Raw genomic sequence first — 17,283 nt, forward strand, 5'->3', positions numbered from 1 at the left:
GAAATAACACACAGATGACCTGCCTTCCGCCGCCATGCATTCGTTATAATCGCGCCATGAAAAAATCACCCCCCTCGAATAAGTCCGTAAAGAAAAAATCCGGGAAGGGCCGTTCTGCCAGAAAACCATGGTTCTGGCGCCTGTTCTGGCGGGTCACGCTGATTGGTGTGGTGTTGCTTGCCGGATGGATGGTCTATCTCGACGCCGTGGTCACCTCCCGCTTTGAAGGTCGTCGTTTTGAAGTGCCGTCGCGGGTTTATGCGCGCCCGCTGGAACTCTATGACGGCGCCAGCGTCAGTGCCGGCAATCTCCAGCGTGAGCTGGAACTGGCCGGGTTCCGCAAGGGCGATGGCGTGCGACCGGGTACCTATCGCCGCAATGGCGGCCGCTTTGTGATCAGTTCCCGCGGTTTTCTGTTTGCCGATGGGCTGGAGCCCCGGCGTCGGCTGGCGCTGACCGTTTACGGCGACCGGGTGCAGGATTTCCGTGTGCTGGAGGGGGAGAACTCACCGGTTGTGCGCCTGGAACCGGCACAGATCGGTGGCATCTACCCGGCCCATAAGGAAGACCGGGTGCTGGTTCAGTTGGAAGACGTTCCCGAGTTGCTGACGGATGCACTGTTGGCCATAGAAGATCGGGGCTTCTACGACCACCACGGTGTGGCGCCCCTGTCGATTGCCCGCGCGCTGTTAGTGAATCTGCAGGCGGGTCGGGTGGTGCAGGGCGGCAGCACCCTGACGCAGCAACTGGTGAAGAACTTCTACCTGACCCGTGACCAGACGCTGGTGCGCAAAGGCAACGAGGCACTGATGTCGTTGCTGCTGGAGCTGCATTACGACAAGAACGACATTCTTGAAACCTACCTGAACGAGGTCTATCTCGGCCAGGCCGGTACCCGCAGTATCCACGGTTTTGGTCTGGCAAGTCAGTTCTACTTCGGCGAGTCGATCCGCGACCTGGATCTGCATCAGGTCGCCCTGCTGGTGGCCATGGTCAAGGGGCCGAGCTATTACAACCCCCGTCGACACCCGGAGCGCGCCCTGGAGCGGCGAAATCTGGTGATTGACGTCATGGCGGACGGAGGGCTCGTCGAAGGCCCACAAGCGGCCAAGGCCCGGGCACAGCCACTTGGCGTCAGTGAGCGGCCCTCCTACTCGGAGAACCGTTACCCGGCCTACATCGATCTGGTCCGTCGCCACCTGGCGCGGGATTACAAGCAGGAAGATTTGCAGAGCGAAGGCCTGCGTATCTTTACCACGTTGAACCCCGGGATACAGTACGCCGCCGAGTTTGCCGTTGAGGAAACGCTCTCACGGATGGACTCGGGCGCGAAGGAGACATCGCTGGAAGCCGCCATGGTGGTCACCGCTCGCGACAGCGGCGAGGTGCTGGCTCTGGTCGGCGGGCGTGATTCGCAATTTGCGGGCTTCAACCGCGCCGTGGATGCCAGCCGGCCGATCGGCTCGCTGATCAAGCCCTTCATCTACCTGACCGCATTGCAGCAGCCGGATCGCTACACCCTGATCAGTCCGGTGGAGGACAAGGGCTTTGCCCTGGTGTTTGACGACGACCGGCGCTGGGAGCCGAAAAACTACGACAACAAGGAGCGCGGAGACGTGCCACTGCACCGCGCGCTGTCCCATTCCTACAACCTGCCCGCCGTTCGGGTGGGTCTGGATGTTGGGGTCGATGCCGTGCGTGACACGCTACAGGCGTTCGGGGTGACCAGCCCGATCTCCCAGTATCCGTCCATGCTGCTGGGTTCCGTGTCGATGACGCCGGTTACCGTGGCGCAGATCTACCAGGGGCTGGCGACATCGGGCTTCAATACCCCGCTGCGCACCATTCGCCAGGTGACCGATTCCGGCGGCAAGGCGCTGTCACGTTACAACCTGGAAGTCGATCAGGTGGCGGATCCTGCCGCGGTGCACCTGGTGCAATACGCCATGCAGGAAACCATGCAGGAAGGCACCGGCCGTTCCGTGTATCGTACCGTGCCACAGCAGTTGTCTCTGGCTGGCAAAACCGGCACCACCGATGATGGCCGGGACGCCTGGTTTGCCGGTTTCAGCGGGGACTTGCTGGCCGTGACCTGGGTGGGGCGGGATGACAATGGCCCCACCACCCTGACCGGCGCAACCGGCGCTTTGCCGGTTTGGTCACGCTTCATGGGGCAGGTGCCCCAGCACGGCTTTTCGCCGGTGATGCCCGACGGAGTGTCCTATCACTGGGTCAATCCGCAGCGTCAGGCGCTGACCCGTGAACACTGCGACAATGCACGCCTGGTTCCGTTCATGACAGGCAGTGAGCCAGTTCAGGAAGTCTCCTGTTCGGGCAATCTAGAACGACGGATCCGTGGCTGGTTTGAAGGACTTTTCCAATGAAGACAACAACACTGAAAATCAGCGTAGCGCTGGCACTGGCGGCTATCATTGGCGGCTGTGCCTCCCCCGGCGGTTCCATTTATGTGCCAGCAGGTGGCTCGTCACGGCAGGTGGAAGAGGCTCCGGAGCCGCCCCGGAGCGAGCCGAGCGCTGAAACCACCCGTACCGAGCGCAAGAGTGAGCAGCCGCCCGAGCCCGAACAGGATTGGGAGCGGGAGCGCCAAAGCGCCTCCCCGAGCTATCAGGAAGCCGGCGACCAGCTCTCACCGGCGGCCAAGAGCCTGATTCAGCAGGCTGACCGCTACCTGGCCGAGGGCAACATCCCGGCGGCTATCGCCCAGCTGGAACGGGCCCAGCGAATTGCACCGCGGTCAGCGGAGGTGTATTTCAAACTCTCTGAGGCTTACGTTGCCTCGGACCAGCTTAGGGCGGCGGAGCAGTTCACCCTCAAGGGTTTGTCGCTGGCGGGTAGCGACACGCGTTTGCAGCGGTCTGGCTGGCTTCTGCTGGCGGATGTACGCCGCGAGCGCGGGAATGTTGCCGGTGCCAATCAGGCGGAGGAGCGGGCCAACGCGCTTTGACGATGCTGCTGTCTGTTGGCCTGGCATAAAAAACCCCGCACTTGCGGGGTTTTTTGTTGTTCAGATTATTCGACTTCGAAGTTTGCGGTTGTTTGTGAGCCCGCCGTAACCGTAACGTTGCGGGTTCCCAGGAACTCGAGTTCCTCATTCGCCACTTCGTTGTCATCCGGATCACAAGTGTAGCTCACGGTATATTCACCCTCCACCAGGAAGGCAGCCGTGTAGTTGTACTCTGACGCTTCCCCGTCAAAGGCAACCGGTGCAGTCAGTACGGGCTCGTTCTCGCTGCCCAGATCACCGGTGGTAGCATCGCTGCCCTGATAGACGTAAACCATGCCATCGAAAGCCGGATCGTTATCTGCGCACTGAACCTGGATGATGGTTGACTCATCGACCGCGCCGGCGATCGATCCGACCTCCAGGTTGTTGACCAGTCGCAGTGCCGGCCTCAGCATGAAATTAGCGAGTGCTTCGCCTTGAGGGTCGACCACGGCCTTGCGCACGTCGAAATCGATGGTGAAGCTGGTGGACGTGTCGGCGGCGACCACGAAGTCCCCCTGCAGTTTCAGGCCGCTCTGCTCACCAGACGGAACTGCGAGGGAGTACTCTGTGTCGCCGGTGTCAGAGCGGGTAACGAACGAATTCTCGGTGTCGACAATCAGGCGGATTTGGGAGTACTCACCGGCAGGCACTTCTTCGTCGGTGATCAGCGGCTCGCTGATGCCGCCCTGCAAATCCAGCATGTTCACGGTTTCAAAACCCTCGAGGGGGAAGGAAACCCAGTCACCATCAACAGGCTTAAGACGAATCTCGGTAAAGGCGACGGTTACGTTGCTGAGATTCGTCGCCGGCGCGTCAGTGATACCGAAGGATACGGTGCCGGTGGCCTCGGAATCGGAACTGCTGCTACTACCACCACAGGCGGCCACGCCCGCGGACAGGGCGGCAATGGTGAAAAACTGCAGAGAACGCTTCATTTAAGTAAACCTCCTTGATGCTTTCTGACGAACGTGCGGGGGCGTAGGCCGCCCCGCATGTCCTGATGGAACGAATCAGATTAACATCGGGTTCCCGTGATGTTGTTTACCATTTTCTCATGTCACGGGGCCACATCGGTTGAGCCGACGCTTACAGGCCGGCGTTCTTCAGCCGATTGGCATGCTGCTGGAAGACCGCCTTGGGGTCGGTCTCGAACAGGCTGTGCAGGCCCAGAGCCTGGTTCACTTCATCCAGGTGGTTCATGAAGTAGTTATCCCGGATGACCTTGCCGAAGTGGTTGCTGCAGCGCCCCACCAGTCCATCGTTGGCTGAGAAGCCAAAGGCCAGGCTGGTGGTGCCCAGCAATGCATCGGAGGGATCCAGTACGTTGGTCAGTACCCCGGTGCCACCCCAGGAATAGAAGCGCACACCGTTGGCCGAGTAGGCGCCTTCGCCGCAGGCGGAGGAAGGGATGCCGGCCGGAGCGAAGTTGTTGAACTCGGCGCTGCCTTGGGTGGTCAGCGAATACAGGCTCGAGCGAAGATCCTGGTTGTAGCCACCGCCGGAAATCAGGTCAATCAATCCGCCCAGGGCGTTACCCAGCGAGGCGGCCAGGCTTTCGGCGGGAGAGCCGTAGATCAGGTCCGCCACCGGGGAGCCTTTATGGGGCGAGCCCACGGAGGTGACCGAGGCAACCAGATCGGGACGAACACGAGAGACGTAACGAGCGGTCGGGCCGCCGTGGCTGTGGCCAATCAGGTTGACCTTGCCGTGCACGGCGGCGATTGCCTGGATCTGTGGCAGCAGGGCTTCGCCACGGGCCACGCTGCTGTCCAGTGCGGGCACCTGTGTGGTGTAGACATCGGCGCCGTAGCGGCGCAGGTCTTCGGCAACGCCGTACCAGTAATCCACGCCGGCCAGCGAGTCAAAACCGAACATACCGTGCACCAGCACCACCGGGTAGCGGGTGTCGGTGTAGTTGGACGGGGTGGAGTCCCACCACCACGCCATGGAAGGGGCGGACCATGCCATCACGCCAAGCATGAAGGCTGCTTTTAACCATTGTTTCATTGTTGTACCTACAGTTTGTTGTTGTCTTTGTTATCAAACTGCGGCTCAACCTAACGGGTTGCTCCAGAGACTTCCCGGCACCTGCGCGAGACAGGGCGTGGCTTCCGTGCGCTGACTTCCTACTTCGTTGTTGTTAGATTGTCGCAGTCAGTGCATCTCATGTGAGATATGCACATAATTTGATCAGCGAGCGTCACAAGTCAATGTCAGGGCAGGCATTACGGTCGGCAGGAGGGAGATTTGTGAGGCGGGTCACGGTCGGGGCCCCGGATGACAAGCGATGGTCGCCTGTCATCCGGTCTTGCCCTCAGAGGGTTTTCATCACGCGTCTGGCCGCCTCGATGGTGTGATCGATGTCCTCCTGCGACAGCGCGGCGCTGGTGAAGCCGGCCTCGAAGGCTGACGGCGCCAGGTATACGCCTTCATTGAGCATGCCCTGGAAGAACTTTTTGAAGCGCTCCACGTCGCAGGCCATAACCTGATCAAAACGGGTCACCGTGTCGGCGTCGGTGAAGAAGAAGCCAAACATGGCGCCGGCACTCTGTACGGCCAGAGGAATGCCGGCCTCGTCGGCGGCCGCCTTCAGGCCATCTCGCACGGCATTGGTTTTTTCCGTCAGCCGGTCGTGGAAACCGGGCTCGGAGATGGCGTTCAGCGTTGCCAGCCCGGCGCACATGGCCAACGGGTTGCCGCTGAGGGTGCCGGCCTGGTAGACGGGGCCCAGTGGCGAGATGTGTTCCATGATCTCCCGTTTGCCACCGAAGGCGCCGACCGGCAGACCGCCGCCAATCACCTTGCCGAGGGCTGTCAGGTCGGGCTTGACGCCATAAAAGCCCTGGGCGCCGCCAAGGGAAACACGGAATCCGGTCATCACCTCGTCGAAAATCAGTACCGTGCCGTGTTCGTCGCAGACCTCTCTCAAAGCCTCCAGGAAACTGGGTGCCGGCGGTATGCAGTTCATGTTGCCGGCCACCGGTTCGACGATAATGGCAGCAATGTCATCGCCCATGGCGGCAAAGGTTTCCCGCACGTTGTCGATGTCGTTGAAAGTGAGCGTTACCGTGTGTTCGGCGAGGCTGGCGGGGATGCCCGGGGAATTCGGTACTCCCAGGGTCAGGGCACCGGAGCCGGCTTTGACCAGCAGCGAGTCCACGTGGCCGTGGTAACAGCCTTCGAATTTCACGATCTTGTCGCGGCCGGTGTAGCCCCGAGCCAGGCGGATGGCGCTCATGGTGGCTTCGGTACCGGAATTGACCATGCGCACCAGCTCAATCGAGGGCACCAGCTCACACACCTTCTTGGCCATCTCGGTTTCGATGGCGGTGGGCGCGCCGTAGCCAATGCCCAGGTCCACCTGGGCGTGGAGCGCGTCCTTGATCACCTGATTGGAGTGCCCAAGAATCATCGGCCCCCAGGAGCCAATGTAATCGATGTACCGGCGGTCGTCTTCGTCGTACAGATAGGCGCCTTCGGCATGCTTGAAGAAGATTGGCGTGCCGCCCACGCCGCGGAACGCCCGCACCGGCGAATTCACGCCGCCGGGAATGTATTTCTGTGCCTCTGCAAAGAGGGTTTCCGAGTGGTTCATGGTGTCAGGGCTCCAGGTTGCGTGTAAGAGTATCGGGTGTGTCTGGTGTAGCCTGAAATAGCGGGTGATGCGCCTCGAACAGGCGCGTAAAGCCCCGGGCCAGCTGTTCGGTCTGATCCGCGCCTTGGCCGAACAGCCCGCCAATGACGGCCAGCATGTCGGCGCCGGCGCGGATCAGCTCTGCGCCGTTGTCCAGGGTGATGCCGCCGATTGCGGTTAACGGGCGCTCGAAGCGATGAGCCTCGGCCAGGATGCTCTGATCGGCGTCGGGTGCTTCGGGCTTGGTGGACGAGCCGTGGAAGCGCCCGAAGGCGAGGTAATCCGCGCCGTCACGGCAGGCGGATTCCGCCAGCCTGAGGTCGCCGTGGCAGGTCGCGCCGAGGATTGCGGATTCACCCAGCAGTTGCCGCGCTGCCGCCAGAGAGCCATCGGACTGCCCCAGGTGGACGCCGTCGGCACCCACCCGCTTGGCCAGTGCCGGATCGTCATTGATGATCAGAGGTACTCCCGCCTCACGACACAGGGATACCAGATCCCGCGCCTGTTGCAGCCGGGTCACCGCGGCACTGCGTTTGTCGCGATACTGGACCAGCACGGCACCGCCGCGCAGGGCCGCTGCCACGGCCGGCAACAGCGTGTGCTCCGGCAGCAGGTCACTGTCGGTGATGGCGTAGAGCCCCGGTTTCAGGGCTTTTCGGTAAATTGCCGCCATATGGTGCTCAAGGCTCCCAGCGTATGCCGCGGTCAGGTACCGGCTGGCCGTGACCGACTGCAAGAGAATGAAGTATCGCCCGGTGCACGAAATTCTGCGCCTGCGCAATCGCGGTCCGGGGTGAAAGCCCGCATGCGCGACCTGCGGCGATCGCCGCTGCCAGGGTGCAGCCGGTCCCGTGGTACTCACCACCTACGCGGTCGATGTGCCAGTGAATCGGCTCACCATCGTTGCTGAACAGCGTGTTGGTGATGTTTGGACCATCGCCATGGCCACCGGTGGCCAGCACACTGCGGCAGCCTGCGGCCATCAGCCGGTGGGCCGCCTCCGCCGGGTCTTCCGTGTCGCCGAGCATGGCCAGTTCAACGCCGTTCGGGGTAATCACGTCGGCACGACTGAAAAGCTGGTGCTTCATGGCGTCGATCAGCGCCTGATCGGCCAGGTCTCCGCCACCGGCGGCCTTGATCACCGGGTCGGTGATCAGCGGAATATGCGGATTCTTGTCCAGAAAGGCGACTAGTGCGTCCACCACCGCGGCGTTGCCGAGCGCCCCGGTTTTGATGGCGTGAATAGGGGAATCCGCCGCCACGCAGTCCAGTTGCCGGCGAATCAGGTCGGCGTCTACTGCCACCGCATCGTAGACGTTGCGGGTATCCTGTACCGTCAGGCAGGTGATTACCGGCAGTGGATGACAGCCCAGTGCGGTTACCGCCTGAATGTCAGCCTGGATGCCAGCTCCCCCCGACGGGTCCAGCCCTGACAGAATCAATACCTGGGGGCGTGTATGGCGTTCGATGGCTCAGCTCCTCAAAACGGTTTTACGACGGCCAGAATGACCACGGCAACCAGAATGAATACCGGCAGCTCGTTAAACCAGCGGTAAAAGACGTGGCTGCGGGTGTTGCGGTCATCGCGGAAGACCTTGACCAGATGGCCGCAATAGAAGTGGTAGGCAACCAGCACGGCGACCAGCAACAGTTTGGCGTGCATCCAGCCCTGGCTGAAATAACCGGTGGCATTATAACTGATCAGCCAGAGGCCAAAAACAAGGGTGGCGACCATGGAGGGCGTGGTGATGCCCCGGTACAGCTTGCGCTCCATGATCTTGAATCGCTCTCGCCCGGGTTCGTCGTCGCAGGCGGCGTGATAGACAAACAGACGCGGCAGATAGAAGATGCCGGCGAACCAGCACACCAGCGAGATGATGTGGAGGGCTTTGACCCAGAGCATGGTTTAACTCCGTCGGTATTGGTAATAGCTTTCAATATCGGATTTGAGCACGATGCCATACACCCGTTGAATCATTGGGGCGACGTGGCGCTGCACATAAAGCGCTTCTACGTTGGTTTTGTCAAATTCGTCCAACGCTTCCTCTAATGTCGCCTGGTACTGGACCGGGGCAATGTCCCGGCGGTTGGCGGGAATTTCCATCAGGTCAATGGTTTCCGGCAGCTCGGCGTCTTCCTTGGCAACGAGCTTTTCGGCGTCCTCGAGGTAGCGCGCCAGGTCGACCGCCGGTAGCAGGCCGGTGGGCCCGCTGCTGCCCTCGACCACCAGCCACTTCGGTTCTGCAGTCAGGATTTTCCGGGCCTCTTCCAGGCTCAGGTGGCGTTCGGTGCGCAGAATGCTCCGGTCCATGATGGCGCCGACGGACACCCGCCGCAGAGCCTGGATGATCGGGGAGTTCTGGTAGCTCAGCCCCTGGCTTTTCAGGATCGTGAGGAACAGGGATTTCTTGCCGAACACCTCGCTGGTGACCAGGCTGGCGGTGGTGATAATCAGCATGCCGGGCAGCATGATGTGCGGGTTGCGCGTCAGTTCCAGCAGCGCCATCAAAGCGGCCAGGGGCGCCTGGAGCACAGCTCCCATCATCGCTCCCATGCCAAGCATGGCGTAGAACCCGACGGAAGACGCGGTGTCCGGGGCGATCTGGGCGCCAATCAGACCCATCGCGCCGCCGAGCGTGGCACCCATAAAAATGGTTGGGCCGATCACGCCGCTGGGCATGCCAAGGCCAATAGTCAACGCGGTAATGATCAGCTTGGCGATGCCGGCACCGAGCAGTAGCCAGAACGCTAGATGGCCATGAATGGCCAGATCCACCGTGTCATAGCCAATGCCCATGACTTCCGGTACCACCATCGCAAACGGCACCATCAGCACGCCGCAGATGGCAATTCTCAGCAACACGGGGCGGTGGTGGTAACGCCCCATGGTGTCGACCAGTTGGATGAAAACCGCGGCCGCGATACCGATGATAACCGCGATGGCGAGAATCCAAGGAATCTCCACCAGCGAATTCATCGTCAGTGCCGGCACGCTGAAGGCCGGTTCGGTGCCGTACATGGCCTGGGTGACAATGGCGGCGCTGACGGCGGCAAGAATGATCGGGGTAAAGCCGGCGATGGTGTATTCCATCATCACCACTTCCATGGCAAAGATGACGCCGGAAATCGGCGTGTTGAAGGAGGCCGAGATCGCGGCCGCACAGCCGCAGGCCACCAAGGTGCGGATGCTGTTGTTGGGCAGTTTCATCCACTGCCCCATCAGGCTGGAAAACGCGGCTCCGAGGTGTACGGCGGGGCCTTCGCGGCCCGCGGACTGACCGGTGACCACGGTGAAAACGCCGGTAATAAACTGCACCAGGGCACTGCGCATCGAAATGTAGCCCTGGTGGTAGTTGAGGCGCTCCATCACATGGACGATGCCGACCTTGCGGTCATGGGTTGCCAGCCGGTGCAGGAAAAGCCCGAGCAGCAGGGCGCCGGCCAGCGGCAGCAGGCCCCGAGTGAGTATGTCGAGCTGTTCGAAGGATTCCGAGCCATCGCCGGGCAGAAAGTGCGCCAGAGGCCACTCGATCGCCAGACGAAACAGCAGGATAACGCCCCCGGTGATAAGCCCCGAAAGCAGGCCCAATACCGCGAGTTGCGGCAGGGCGTCGACGCCGGACAGCCGACCGCGAAAGACCGGTATCAGGTGCTCTGTAATCTGGTGCCAGATCTTGCGCATGGGCGCCGGAATTCCGCTCGTGGGTGAATGCTGTCGTTATTGTAATGGTCGCAGGTCCGGCTGCAATAAGTCCTTGGTTTATCATGTTAGACTAGCGGACTGGAAATGACCCGATTTTGCGACAACCAACGCCAGCTGGAGTGACAGGTGATTAAAGTAGGCATTGTAGGCGGGACCGGCTATACCGGTGTGGAACTACTCAGGATTCTCGCGGTTCATCCGGAGGTGACGGTAAGCTGCATAACCTCCCGGTCGGAGGCGGGCCTGCCGGTGGCCGAAATGTACCCGAATCTCCGCGGTCACTACGAGCTGGCGTTCTCCGAGCCCGACGTTGACACCCTGGCTGCCTGCGATCTGGTGTTCTTTGCTACCCCCCATGGGGTGGCGATGCGGATGATACCGGAGCTGATGGCGGCAGGTACGCGGGTGGTGGACCTGTCCGCGGATTTCCGGCTGCGGGATCTCGATGTCTGGGCCGCCTGGTACGGCATGCCCCACGAGAGTCCGGAATGGGCCGCCCGGGCGGTATACGGCCTGCCAGAAGTCGTACGTGAACAGGTTCGCTCCGCACAATTGGTGGCCAACCCGGGGTGTTACCCGACCGCGGTGCAGCTTGGTTTCCTGCCGCTGCTGGAGAATGATCTGGTGGACCCGTCGCGACTGATCGCCGACGCCAAATCCGGCGCCAGTGGCGCCGGGCGCCAGGGCAAGATCGGCATGCTCCACGGCGAAATTGGTGAAAGCTTCAAGGCCTACGGTGCGTCAGGGCACCGGCACTTGCCGGAAATCCGCCAGGGTCTCAGTCACGCCGCAGGCGGTTCGGTGGGCATCACCTTTGTGCCCCACCTGATTCCTATGATTCGCGGCATTGAGGCAACACTGTATGCCGAGTTGCGTAACCCGGCTGACTTTGACCGGTTGCAGTCGCTGTTCGAAGATCGGTTCCGCGACGAACCCTTTGTTGACGTGATGCCGTTCGGCAGTCACCCGGAGACCCGCAGTGTGCGCGGTGCCAATCACTGTCGCATGGCGCTGCATCGCCAGGAAAACAGCAACGTGGTTATTGTGTCCTCGGTCATCGACAACCTGGTGAAAGGGGCAGCGGGGCAGGCGGTGCAGAACATGAATATCATGTTCGGCCTGGATGAAACGCTCGGGCTGAACGCACCCGCACTGTTGCCATAGGATGTCCCGGTGAGTGAACAGAAGAAACCGGCGGATGAATACGTCGTCATTCGCCACCGCCCGGGTTACCGGCTCCGGCGCTTTTTAATCCTGCTGGCGTTTTCCATTGCCGCAGCCGTCGGTGGCTACGCCACCGGGCTGGCCCAGGGTGGTTTTCGCTTTTCCTCGGTGGAGGATTCCCGGGATCGGCTGGACCAGGAACTGGACGAGCTGAAGGGCAAGTATCGCAACGCGACCCAGCAGCTGACGAATCTGGAGCGTGGTCGCGCCATTGATCAGCAGGCACTGAATCAGGCGCGCCGAAGCATTGTGACTCTTGAAACCAGGATTGCGTCACTGAATGCAGATCTGACGTTCTATAAAAACATCATGGCGCCCTCGGAAACCAGCAAAGGGTTGCAGGTGGACCGGCTCTCGCTTCAGGCGGACCGCCAGAACGAAGGTTTTAACTTCAAGCTGGTGCTGACCCAGGTAGGCAACAACAAGAATTACATCTCGGGCGTCGTCGCCGTGAACGTGATCGGCATGCGTAATGACGAGAAAGAGGTCATTGCCCTGCGGGACCTCTCTGGTGACATTGACGACCTGGGTATCAAGTTCCGCTTTCGATACTTCCAGGACGTTGAGGGGACCTTGACCGTGCCTGAGGATTTTGAGCCCAGAGAGATCCAGGTCGTTGCCAAGTCGGAGGGGCGGAAATTGACCCAGGCAGAGCGAACATTCGATTGGAAAGATTTGACGGAGAACTAACATGCTTGGCAAGAAAAAGCAGAAGCCCCGCCGCCCCACCGGGCACTTTGATACCCTGATTTCCTCGCGCACGACAGTGGAAGGCGATATGCATTTCTCCGGCGGCCTCCACGTTGACGGCCGCGTAAGAGGAAAAGTGGTTGCCGAGGAAGGCAGCGATGCCGTGTTAAGGGTGTCTGAAGTCGGAGAGATTACCGGCGACATCGTAGCGCCCCACGTCATTATCAACGGTACCGTTCACGGTGATGTTTACGCGTCGGCCCATCTTGAATTGGCGGCGAAAGCGGCCATCAATGGCAATGTCTATTACAACCTCATCGAGATGGCCATGGGCGCGTCAGTCAACGGTAATCTGGTTCATCAGCGCGAGCCCGTCGGTTTGCTTGCCAGCGATCACCCGCGGCCAGCGCCAGCGACCAGTATCGAAGAGGGCGACGGCGATACTGCGCCCTCCGGCAAGGAATAGTTGATTGTTTTAGTCAGGAATACCATAATCGTCGGCATTGCAGAGCCAGTAACCGGAGGCGGACTTGAGTGTAGTTCAGCAACAAATGGCCACGCCGCTGTTTCTCAGCGACAGCGCCGTGACAAAAGTGCGGGAATTGATTGAGGAAGAGGGCAACTCTGAACTCAAGCTGCGCGTTTTTGTGACCGGTGGCGGCTGTTCCGGTTTCCAGTACGGTTTTTCCTTCGACGACAGTCAGGATGAGGAAGATACGGCCATTGAAAAAGACGGCGTGACCTTGCTGGTGGACCCGATGAGCTACCAGTACCTGGTTGGTGCCACGGTCGAATACACCGAAGGCCTGCAGGGTTCCCAGTTCGTGGTCAACAATCCCAATGCCAGCGCCACTTGTGGTTGCGGCAGCTCGTTCTCGATCTGATCAGGCGAAATACACCGCGCCCAGTATCCTTTCCCCACTCGCTCCGGTGACCTCCGGCAGGTTCCCGGGGCGCCGATCCAGAGTCTGTTTGGCCAGCCAGGCGAATGCCACCGGTTCCACCCATTGAGGGTCCAGCCCCAGATCCGCAGTTGTGGAGAGTGTCAGCGGGCTGCAGGTGCGCCTGAGTTCTCGCATCAAAAAGCCGTTGCGAGTACCTCCGCCGCAAGCGAAGATTGTCATATCGGGAGATTGCGGCAGTTGGCGGGCGATGGAGACGGCGGTCAGCTCCAGTAACGTGCGCTGAACGTCCGCGGCCGAGACTTCGGGATGGCGGCGTGCCATGGTTCTGACCCATTCCAGGTTGAACTTCTCTTTACCGGTGCTTTTCGGCGCCGGCCTTGCAAAGTACCCGTCGGAAAGCATGTCGCCCAGCAGCACCTGGTGGACGATGCCTTCCTGCGCCCATAGCCCCTGATCATCGTAGGGACGTCCCGTTTGATCCAGGCACCAGGCGTCCAGAAGCGCATTGGCCGGGCCGGTATCGAAACCGATCACCCGATCCTTAGGATTCTGTGGCAGCCAGCTGATATTGGCGATCCCGCCCAGGTTCAGGATGCAACGGTCTTCGGTGGCTGAGCCAAAAAATGCTTTGTGGAAAGCAGGAACCAGTGGGGCGCCTTGCCCGCCTGCGGCCATGTCGCGGCGTCGAAAGTCGGCAACTGTGTTGATACCGGTGCGCTCGGCGATCAGGTTGGGATCGCCGATTTGTAGCGAGAAGGGCGTGGCGCCAAGAGGTTGGTGGCGAATGGTCTGGCCGTGGCTGCCGACGGCGCGAATATCATGTCGATCGAGGCCGGCTTTCGCTATGGCGCCCTCGGCCGTCTCGGCGAACAGGCTGCCGACGGCGTGGTCCAGTTCCCCGATGTCGTCCGGGGTGCCGTGGTTCTGGGAGAGTTGAATCAGGCGCTGGCGCAGGTCGTCGGGGTAAGCTGTGGTGTGGGTGCCGTGAATCTTGACCTGGTTGCCGGGAAAAGACACCAGCACGGCGTCAATACCGTCCATGCTGGTGCCTGACATCAATCCAAGCCATGTGGCCATGGCGTCAGTCGTCCCGGGCGAGAGCGAGCTGTTGGTTGCCGTCACGGTACACTTCGAACTGCGCAATTTGCTGGTCCGCAAACTGACGGAAGCGGGCCAGTTCCGGTTTGGGAACCGGGCTGGCGTCGGGCAGATCGATAGTCCGGGAATTGCGTGCCACGCCGTTCACGTGAAACTCGTAGTGCAGGTGTGGGCCAGTCACCATGCCGGAAGATCCGACATAGCCGATGGTCTCGCCCTGTTTGACGCGGGCGCCATTACGGATCCCTTTGCCAAGTCGGCTCATGTGGGCGTATAGCGTATCGATGTTGTCGCCATGGGAGAGAATGACGGTACGACCATAGCCGCCTTTCCAGCCGGCAAAGTGAACACGGCCATTGCCCGCAGCTTTGATCGGGGTTCCCGGCGGCGCGGCGTAATCGGTGCCTTCATGGGGGCGAACCACATCCAGCACGGGATGACGACGTTGCTTGTTGAAGGGTGAGGACACCCGCGCATTGATCGGTGTGCGAAGGAAAGCCTTGCGCATGCTGGCACCGTCGGGCGCGTAATAGTCGCTGTCGCCATTGCTGTCAGTATAAAGAAGCGCGATGTTCTCCTCTCCGCGGTTTACGAAGCGGGCGGAGAGGATGCGCCCGGTATCGAACTTCTCGCCGTCGAGGTAAAGCTCTTCGTACACCACCTCAAACTGGTCGCCTTTGCGAACGTCGTAAACGAAATCGATGTCCCAGCCAAAAATACCGGCCAGCTCCATCGCAAGCCGGTCACTCATGCCGGCATCGCGGGCGGCGATATACAGCGAGCCATCAATAACGCCTGAGGCAAAAGCCGGGCGTGCCTCTGGTTCCCGCACGATCGTCTCGCCCTGGAAACCGTCGTCTGTTCTGGAAATGCGCAGGGTTTCCAGCAGGCTGCGTTTGAGTTCGATGGCGGCTAGCTCACCTTCGCTGTCGGTGGCGAAAGCAATCGTTTCGCCCGCGTAAAGGCGTTGCAGTTTCTCTGCTTCGCCGTCGCCATGAATAACCTTGAGCATAATGCCGTCGTTGAAGCCTGCATCCCGGAACAGGGAAGAGAGCGTTTCGCCGGATCTGATCTTGTGCTCCTGCCAGTCGAGCGCGGGCGAAGTGTCTTCCGTGGTGTCCTGGACCGTAACCTGGGTCTTGTTCTCCACAGGCGCTGCATCCTTGGCGTCCGGTTTGGCCGTCTCTGCCGCGGGTGATGTGGCGGCGGGGGCTGACTGCTTGACGGTGTTGCCTTCCAGGTCAAGGGAGTAGGACATACGCTTGGCCTCAACTTCCGAGCTCGGGCTCATCAGAATGGCGGCGGTCACTACAACGGTGGCAGCGGCGGCGATGGTAATGTGTGTTTTGGGAAGCATTTTCAGCACGTGTGACACTCGTTTTAATCGGTATTCCGGTAGGTTGACCTACCTAATTAAAGCTGTTGTTCAAGTATAGTCCAACAGATTACCGTATAAAAAGCATGCGGGACAGCGCGGAACATTACGGTTACGGCTGCATCCTCCGGATTTCTGGCGACGTCATTGTTATAATGCATCGCCCTTGATGCTCGGTATTGTTCAAAATATGAGCGCCCCTAATGTATCAAGGCTCCGGGTAACTCACAGATTTCTTTTGTTGAAGTCTGTAACTGGCAGAATCATTTTGGATAAACGTAGGGACGAGCAGTTCATGGCATCTATCGATGAGGCGTTGGCCATAATCAAGCGTGGCGTTGACGAGTTGATACCGGAAGACGACCTGGTGGCGAAATTGAAAGAGGGTCGGCCTCTGCGTATCAAGGCCGGTTTCGATCCCACGGCGCCGGATCTGCACCTTGGACATACCGTCCTTATTAATAAATTGCGTCAGTTCCAGGACCTCGGCCATGAGGTGATCTTCCTTATAGGTGATTTTACCGGAATGATCGGTGATCCCACCGGGAAAAGCGCGACCCGGCCCCCGTTGACTGAGCAACAGGTGGCCGATAACGCGGTCAGCTATAAAGAGCAGGTCTTCAAGATTCTTGACCCGGCGAAAACCCGGGTGGTGTTCAATTCCGAATGGATGAGCCGAATGACGGCTGCTGACATGATTCGTCTGGCCGGTCAATACACGGTGGCACGCATGCTCGAGCGGGACGACTTCACCAAGCGCTATCGGGCTGAGCAGTCCATCGCCATTCATGAATTCCTCTACCCGCTGGTGCAGGGCTACGATTCCGTGGCACTGGAGGCCGATGTGGAGCTTGGGGGAACGGATCAGAAGTTCAATCTTCTGATGGGGCGGATTCTGCAGAAGCACTATGGCCAGTCTCCCCAGGCGATCCTCACTATGCCGATTCTCGAAGGGTTGGATGGGGTTCAGAAGATGTCTAAGTCCCTGGCCAACTATGTTGGTGTGAACGATGCCCCGGGAGAAATGTACACCAAGCTGCTGTCCATGCCGGACGCCCTGCTGTGGCGTTACTTTGAGCTGTTGAGTTTCCGCCCGCTGGCCGAGGTGGCCGAATTTCGTCGGCAGGTCGAAGAGGGTGCGAATCCGCAGGACTACAAAAAGCTCCTCGCAGAAGAAATCATTACCCGCTTCCACGATGAGGAAGCGGCGCGGACCGCTCACAAGTCCGCAGGTAACCGGGTGGCTTTGGGGGAGATTCCGGAAAATGTGCCAACGGTAGAGGTTTCACTCGCTGGCCAGGCCGACATGCCGATGGCGGCAGTGCTTCGGTTGGCGGGCCTGGTGAAGAACGGCGCCGCTGCCCGTGATGTGCTTGGGCGTGGCGCCGTCTTTGTGGATGGTGAGCAGTTTGATGGAGCGCGTTCGTTTAAAGAGGGCGATGACTGCGTCATTCAGGCGGGTAAGAAGAAGATTGCCCGGGTTCTGGTTGTTGCGTGACCGATTTTCGACGATTTTTAAGTTTTCTCGAAATCGTCGTTGACACCTTCGCTGGTGTCTGTAGAATGCGCATCTCCTTCGAGGGGCAGGCCGATTAGGTGGCTCCGGATTCGAAGGGCAACTGTTTGAAAGTATTGAAGAAAACGAGT

At 60.2% G+C, this 17,283-nt stretch carries 16 protein-coding genes; 7 read left to right on the top strand and 9 right to left on the bottom strand.

Going from position 1 to position 17,283, the window contains the following annotated elements; translation table 11 throughout:
• The first annotated feature begins 56 nt into the window (after positions 1-56).
• Together mrcB and DYI22_RS17125 are read left to right on the top strand one after the other, a co-directional pair.
• Positions 57-2,384, top strand: a complete 2,328-nt coding sequence (mrcB, locus tag DYI22_RS17120) for a penicillin-binding protein 1B (protein ID WP_228301113.1) — start codon at positions 57-59, stop codon at positions 2,382-2,384.
• Positions 2,381-2,965, top strand: a complete 585-nt coding sequence (locus tag DYI22_RS17125) for a tetratricopeptide repeat protein (protein ID WP_213479267.1) — start codon at positions 2,381-2,383, stop codon at positions 2,963-2,965. Before mrcB ends, DYI22_RS17125 begins: the two co-directional genes overlap by 4 nt.
• A gap of 65 nt (positions 2,966-3,030) precedes the next feature.
• On the opposite strand, the gene DYI22_RS17130 is transcribed toward DYI22_RS17125, so the two are convergent.
• The 7 genes from DYI22_RS17130 to DYI22_RS17160 all read right to left on the bottom strand — a co-directional run bounded on the left by DYI22_RS17130 (position 3,031) and on the right by DYI22_RS17160 (position 10,323).
• Complete coding sequence (locus DYI22_RS17130) at positions 3,031-3,942, bottom strand: DUF4382 domain-containing protein (RefSeq protein WP_213479268.1); 912 nt, start codon at positions 3,940-3,942, stop codon at positions 3,031-3,033.
• A gap of 151 nt (positions 3,943-4,093) precedes the next feature.
• Positions 4,094-4,987, bottom strand: coding sequence for a lipase family alpha/beta hydrolase (locus DYI22_RS17135; protein WP_228301116.1), 894 nt, complete (start codon positions 4,985-4,987; stop codon positions 4,094-4,096).
• 334 nt (positions 4,988-5,321) lie between these two features.
• Positions 5,322-6,602 carry a glutamate-1-semialdehyde 2,1-aminomutase gene (hemL, locus tag DYI22_RS17140; protein WP_213479270.1) on the bottom strand — a complete coding sequence of 427 codons (1,281 nt, stop codon included), beginning with the start codon at positions 6,600-6,602 and terminating at the stop codon, positions 5,322-5,324.
• Between the two features lie 4 nt (positions 6,603-6,606).
• Entirely contained in the window at positions 6,607-7,314 is a 708-nt protein-coding gene (gene thiE, locus DYI22_RS17145; RefSeq protein WP_213479271.1) for a thiamine phosphate synthase, read from the bottom strand.
• 7 nt (positions 7,315-7,321) lie between these two features.
• Positions 7,322-8,083, bottom strand: coding sequence for a bifunctional hydroxymethylpyrimidine kinase/phosphomethylpyrimidine kinase (gene thiD, locus DYI22_RS17150; protein WP_213479272.1), 762 nt, complete (start codon positions 8,081-8,083; stop codon positions 7,322-7,324).
• Positions 8,084-8,121: 38 nt separating this feature from the next.
• On the bottom strand, positions 8,122-8,544 hold the full coding sequence (hemJ, locus tag DYI22_RS17155) for a protoporphyrinogen oxidase HemJ (RefSeq protein WP_213479273.1): 423 nt from the start codon (positions 8,542-8,544) through the stop codon (positions 8,122-8,124).
• 3 nt (positions 8,545-8,547) lie between these two features.
• Positions 8,548-10,323: a chloride channel protein gene (locus DYI22_RS17160; protein ID WP_213479274.1), complete on the bottom strand. Its 1,776-nt coding sequence runs from the start codon at positions 10,321-10,323 to the stop codon at positions 8,548-8,550.
• Positions 10,324-10,470: 147 nt separating this feature from the next.
• On the opposite strand from DYI22_RS17160, the gene argC reads away from it, so the two are divergent.
• The 4 genes from argC to erpA all read left to right on the top strand — a co-directional run bounded on the left by argC (position 10,471) and on the right by erpA (position 13,142).
• A complete protein-coding gene (gene argC / locus DYI22_RS17165; RefSeq protein ID WP_213479275.1) occupies positions 10,471-11,508 on the top strand; it encodes an N-acetyl-gamma-glutamyl-phosphate reductase in 1,038 nt (345 codons plus the stop codon).
• Between the two features lie 9 nt (positions 11,509-11,517).
• Entirely contained in the window at positions 11,518-12,258 is a 741-nt protein-coding gene (locus DYI22_RS17170; protein ID WP_213479276.1) for a DUF6776 family protein, read from the top strand.
• Between the two features lies 1 nt (position 12,259).
• Positions 12,260-12,724 carry a bactofilin family protein gene (locus tag DYI22_RS17175; protein ID WP_213479277.1) on the top strand — a complete coding sequence of 155 codons (465 nt, stop codon included), beginning with the start codon at positions 12,260-12,262 and terminating at the stop codon, positions 12,722-12,724.
• An 85-nt stretch (positions 12,725-12,809) separates the two neighbouring features.
• Entirely contained in the window at positions 12,810-13,142 is a 333-nt protein-coding gene (gene erpA / locus DYI22_RS17180; protein ID WP_228301119.1) for an iron-sulfur cluster insertion protein ErpA, read from the top strand.
• Here the strand turns inward: erpA and DYI22_RS17185 are convergent, their stop codons facing one another.
• Both DYI22_RS17185 and DYI22_RS17190 read right to left on the bottom strand, forming a co-directional pair.
• Positions 13,143-14,240 carry an anhydro-N-acetylmuramic acid kinase gene (locus tag DYI22_RS17185; protein ID WP_213479279.1) on the bottom strand — a complete coding sequence of 366 codons (1,098 nt, stop codon included), beginning with the start codon at positions 14,238-14,240 and terminating at the stop codon, positions 13,143-13,145.
• A 4-nt stretch (positions 14,241-14,244) separates the two neighbouring features.
• Positions 14,245-15,627 carry an OapA family protein gene (locus DYI22_RS17190; RefSeq protein ID WP_213479280.1) on the bottom strand — a complete coding sequence of 461 codons (1,383 nt, stop codon included), beginning with the start codon at positions 15,625-15,627 and terminating at the stop codon, positions 14,245-14,247.
• A 304-nt stretch (positions 15,628-15,931) separates the two neighbouring features.
• Here DYI22_RS17190 and tyrS point away from each other — a divergent pair, with 304 nt between their 5' ends.
• Positions 15,932-17,134, top strand: a complete 1,203-nt coding sequence (tyrS, locus tag DYI22_RS17195) for a tyrosine--tRNA ligase (RefSeq protein ID WP_213479281.1) — start codon at positions 15,932-15,934, stop codon at positions 17,132-17,134.
• The last annotated feature ends 149 nt before the right edge of the window (positions 17,135-17,283 follow it).

The organism is Marinobacter lipolyticus, from assembly GCF_018424605.1.
Taxonomy (GTDB): Bacteria; Pseudomonadota; Gammaproteobacteria; order Pseudomonadales; family Oleiphilaceae; genus Marinobacter; species Marinobacter lipolyticus_B.

What these genes read in the sequence shown, in the direction of transcription:
- mrcB (WP_228301113.1), top strand. Translation starts at nt 57, where the DNA reads ATGAAAAAATCACCCCCCTCGAATAAGTCCGTAAAGAAAAAATCCGGG.
- DYI22_RS17125 (WP_213479267.1), top strand. Translation starts at nt 2,381, where the DNA reads ATGAAGACAACAACACTGAAAATCAGCGTAGCGCTGGCACTGGCGGCT.
- DYI22_RS17130 (WP_213479268.1), bottom strand. Translation starts at nt 3,942, where the DNA reads ATGAAGCGTTCTCTGCAGTTTTTCACCATTGCCGCCCTGTCCGCGGGC.
- DYI22_RS17135 (WP_228301116.1), bottom strand. Translation starts at nt 4,987, where the DNA reads ATGCTTGGCGTGATGGCATGGTCCGCCCCTTCCATGGCGTGGTGGTGG.
- hemL (WP_213479270.1), bottom strand. Translation starts at nt 6,602, where the DNA reads ATGAACCACTCGGAAACCCTCTTTGCAGAGGCACAGAAATACATTCCC.
- thiE (WP_213479271.1), bottom strand. Translation starts at nt 7,314, where the DNA reads ATGGCGGCAATTTACCGAAAAGCCCTGAAACCGGGGCTCTACGCCATC.
- hemJ (WP_213479273.1), bottom strand. Translation starts at nt 8,544, where the DNA reads ATGCTCTGGGTCAAAGCCCTCCACATCATCTCGCTGGTGTGCTGGTTC.
- DYI22_RS17160 (WP_213479274.1), bottom strand. Translation starts at nt 10,323, where the DNA reads ATGCGCAAGATCTGGCACCAGATTACAGAGCACCTGATACCGGTCTTT.
- DYI22_RS17175 (WP_213479277.1), top strand. Translation starts at nt 12,260, where the DNA reads ATGCTTGGCAAGAAAAAGCAGAAGCCCCGCCGCCCCACCGGGCACTTT.
- erpA (WP_228301119.1), top strand. Translation starts at nt 12,810, where the DNA reads ATGGCCACGCCGCTGTTTCTCAGCGACAGCGCCGTGACAAAAGTGCGG.
- DYI22_RS17185 (WP_213479279.1), bottom strand. Translation starts at nt 14,240, where the DNA reads ATGGCCACATGGCTTGGATTGATGTCAGGCACCAGCATGGACGGTATT.
- tyrS (WP_213479281.1), top strand. Translation starts at nt 15,932, where the DNA reads ATGGCATCTATCGATGAGGCGTTGGCCATAATCAAGCGTGGCGTTGAC.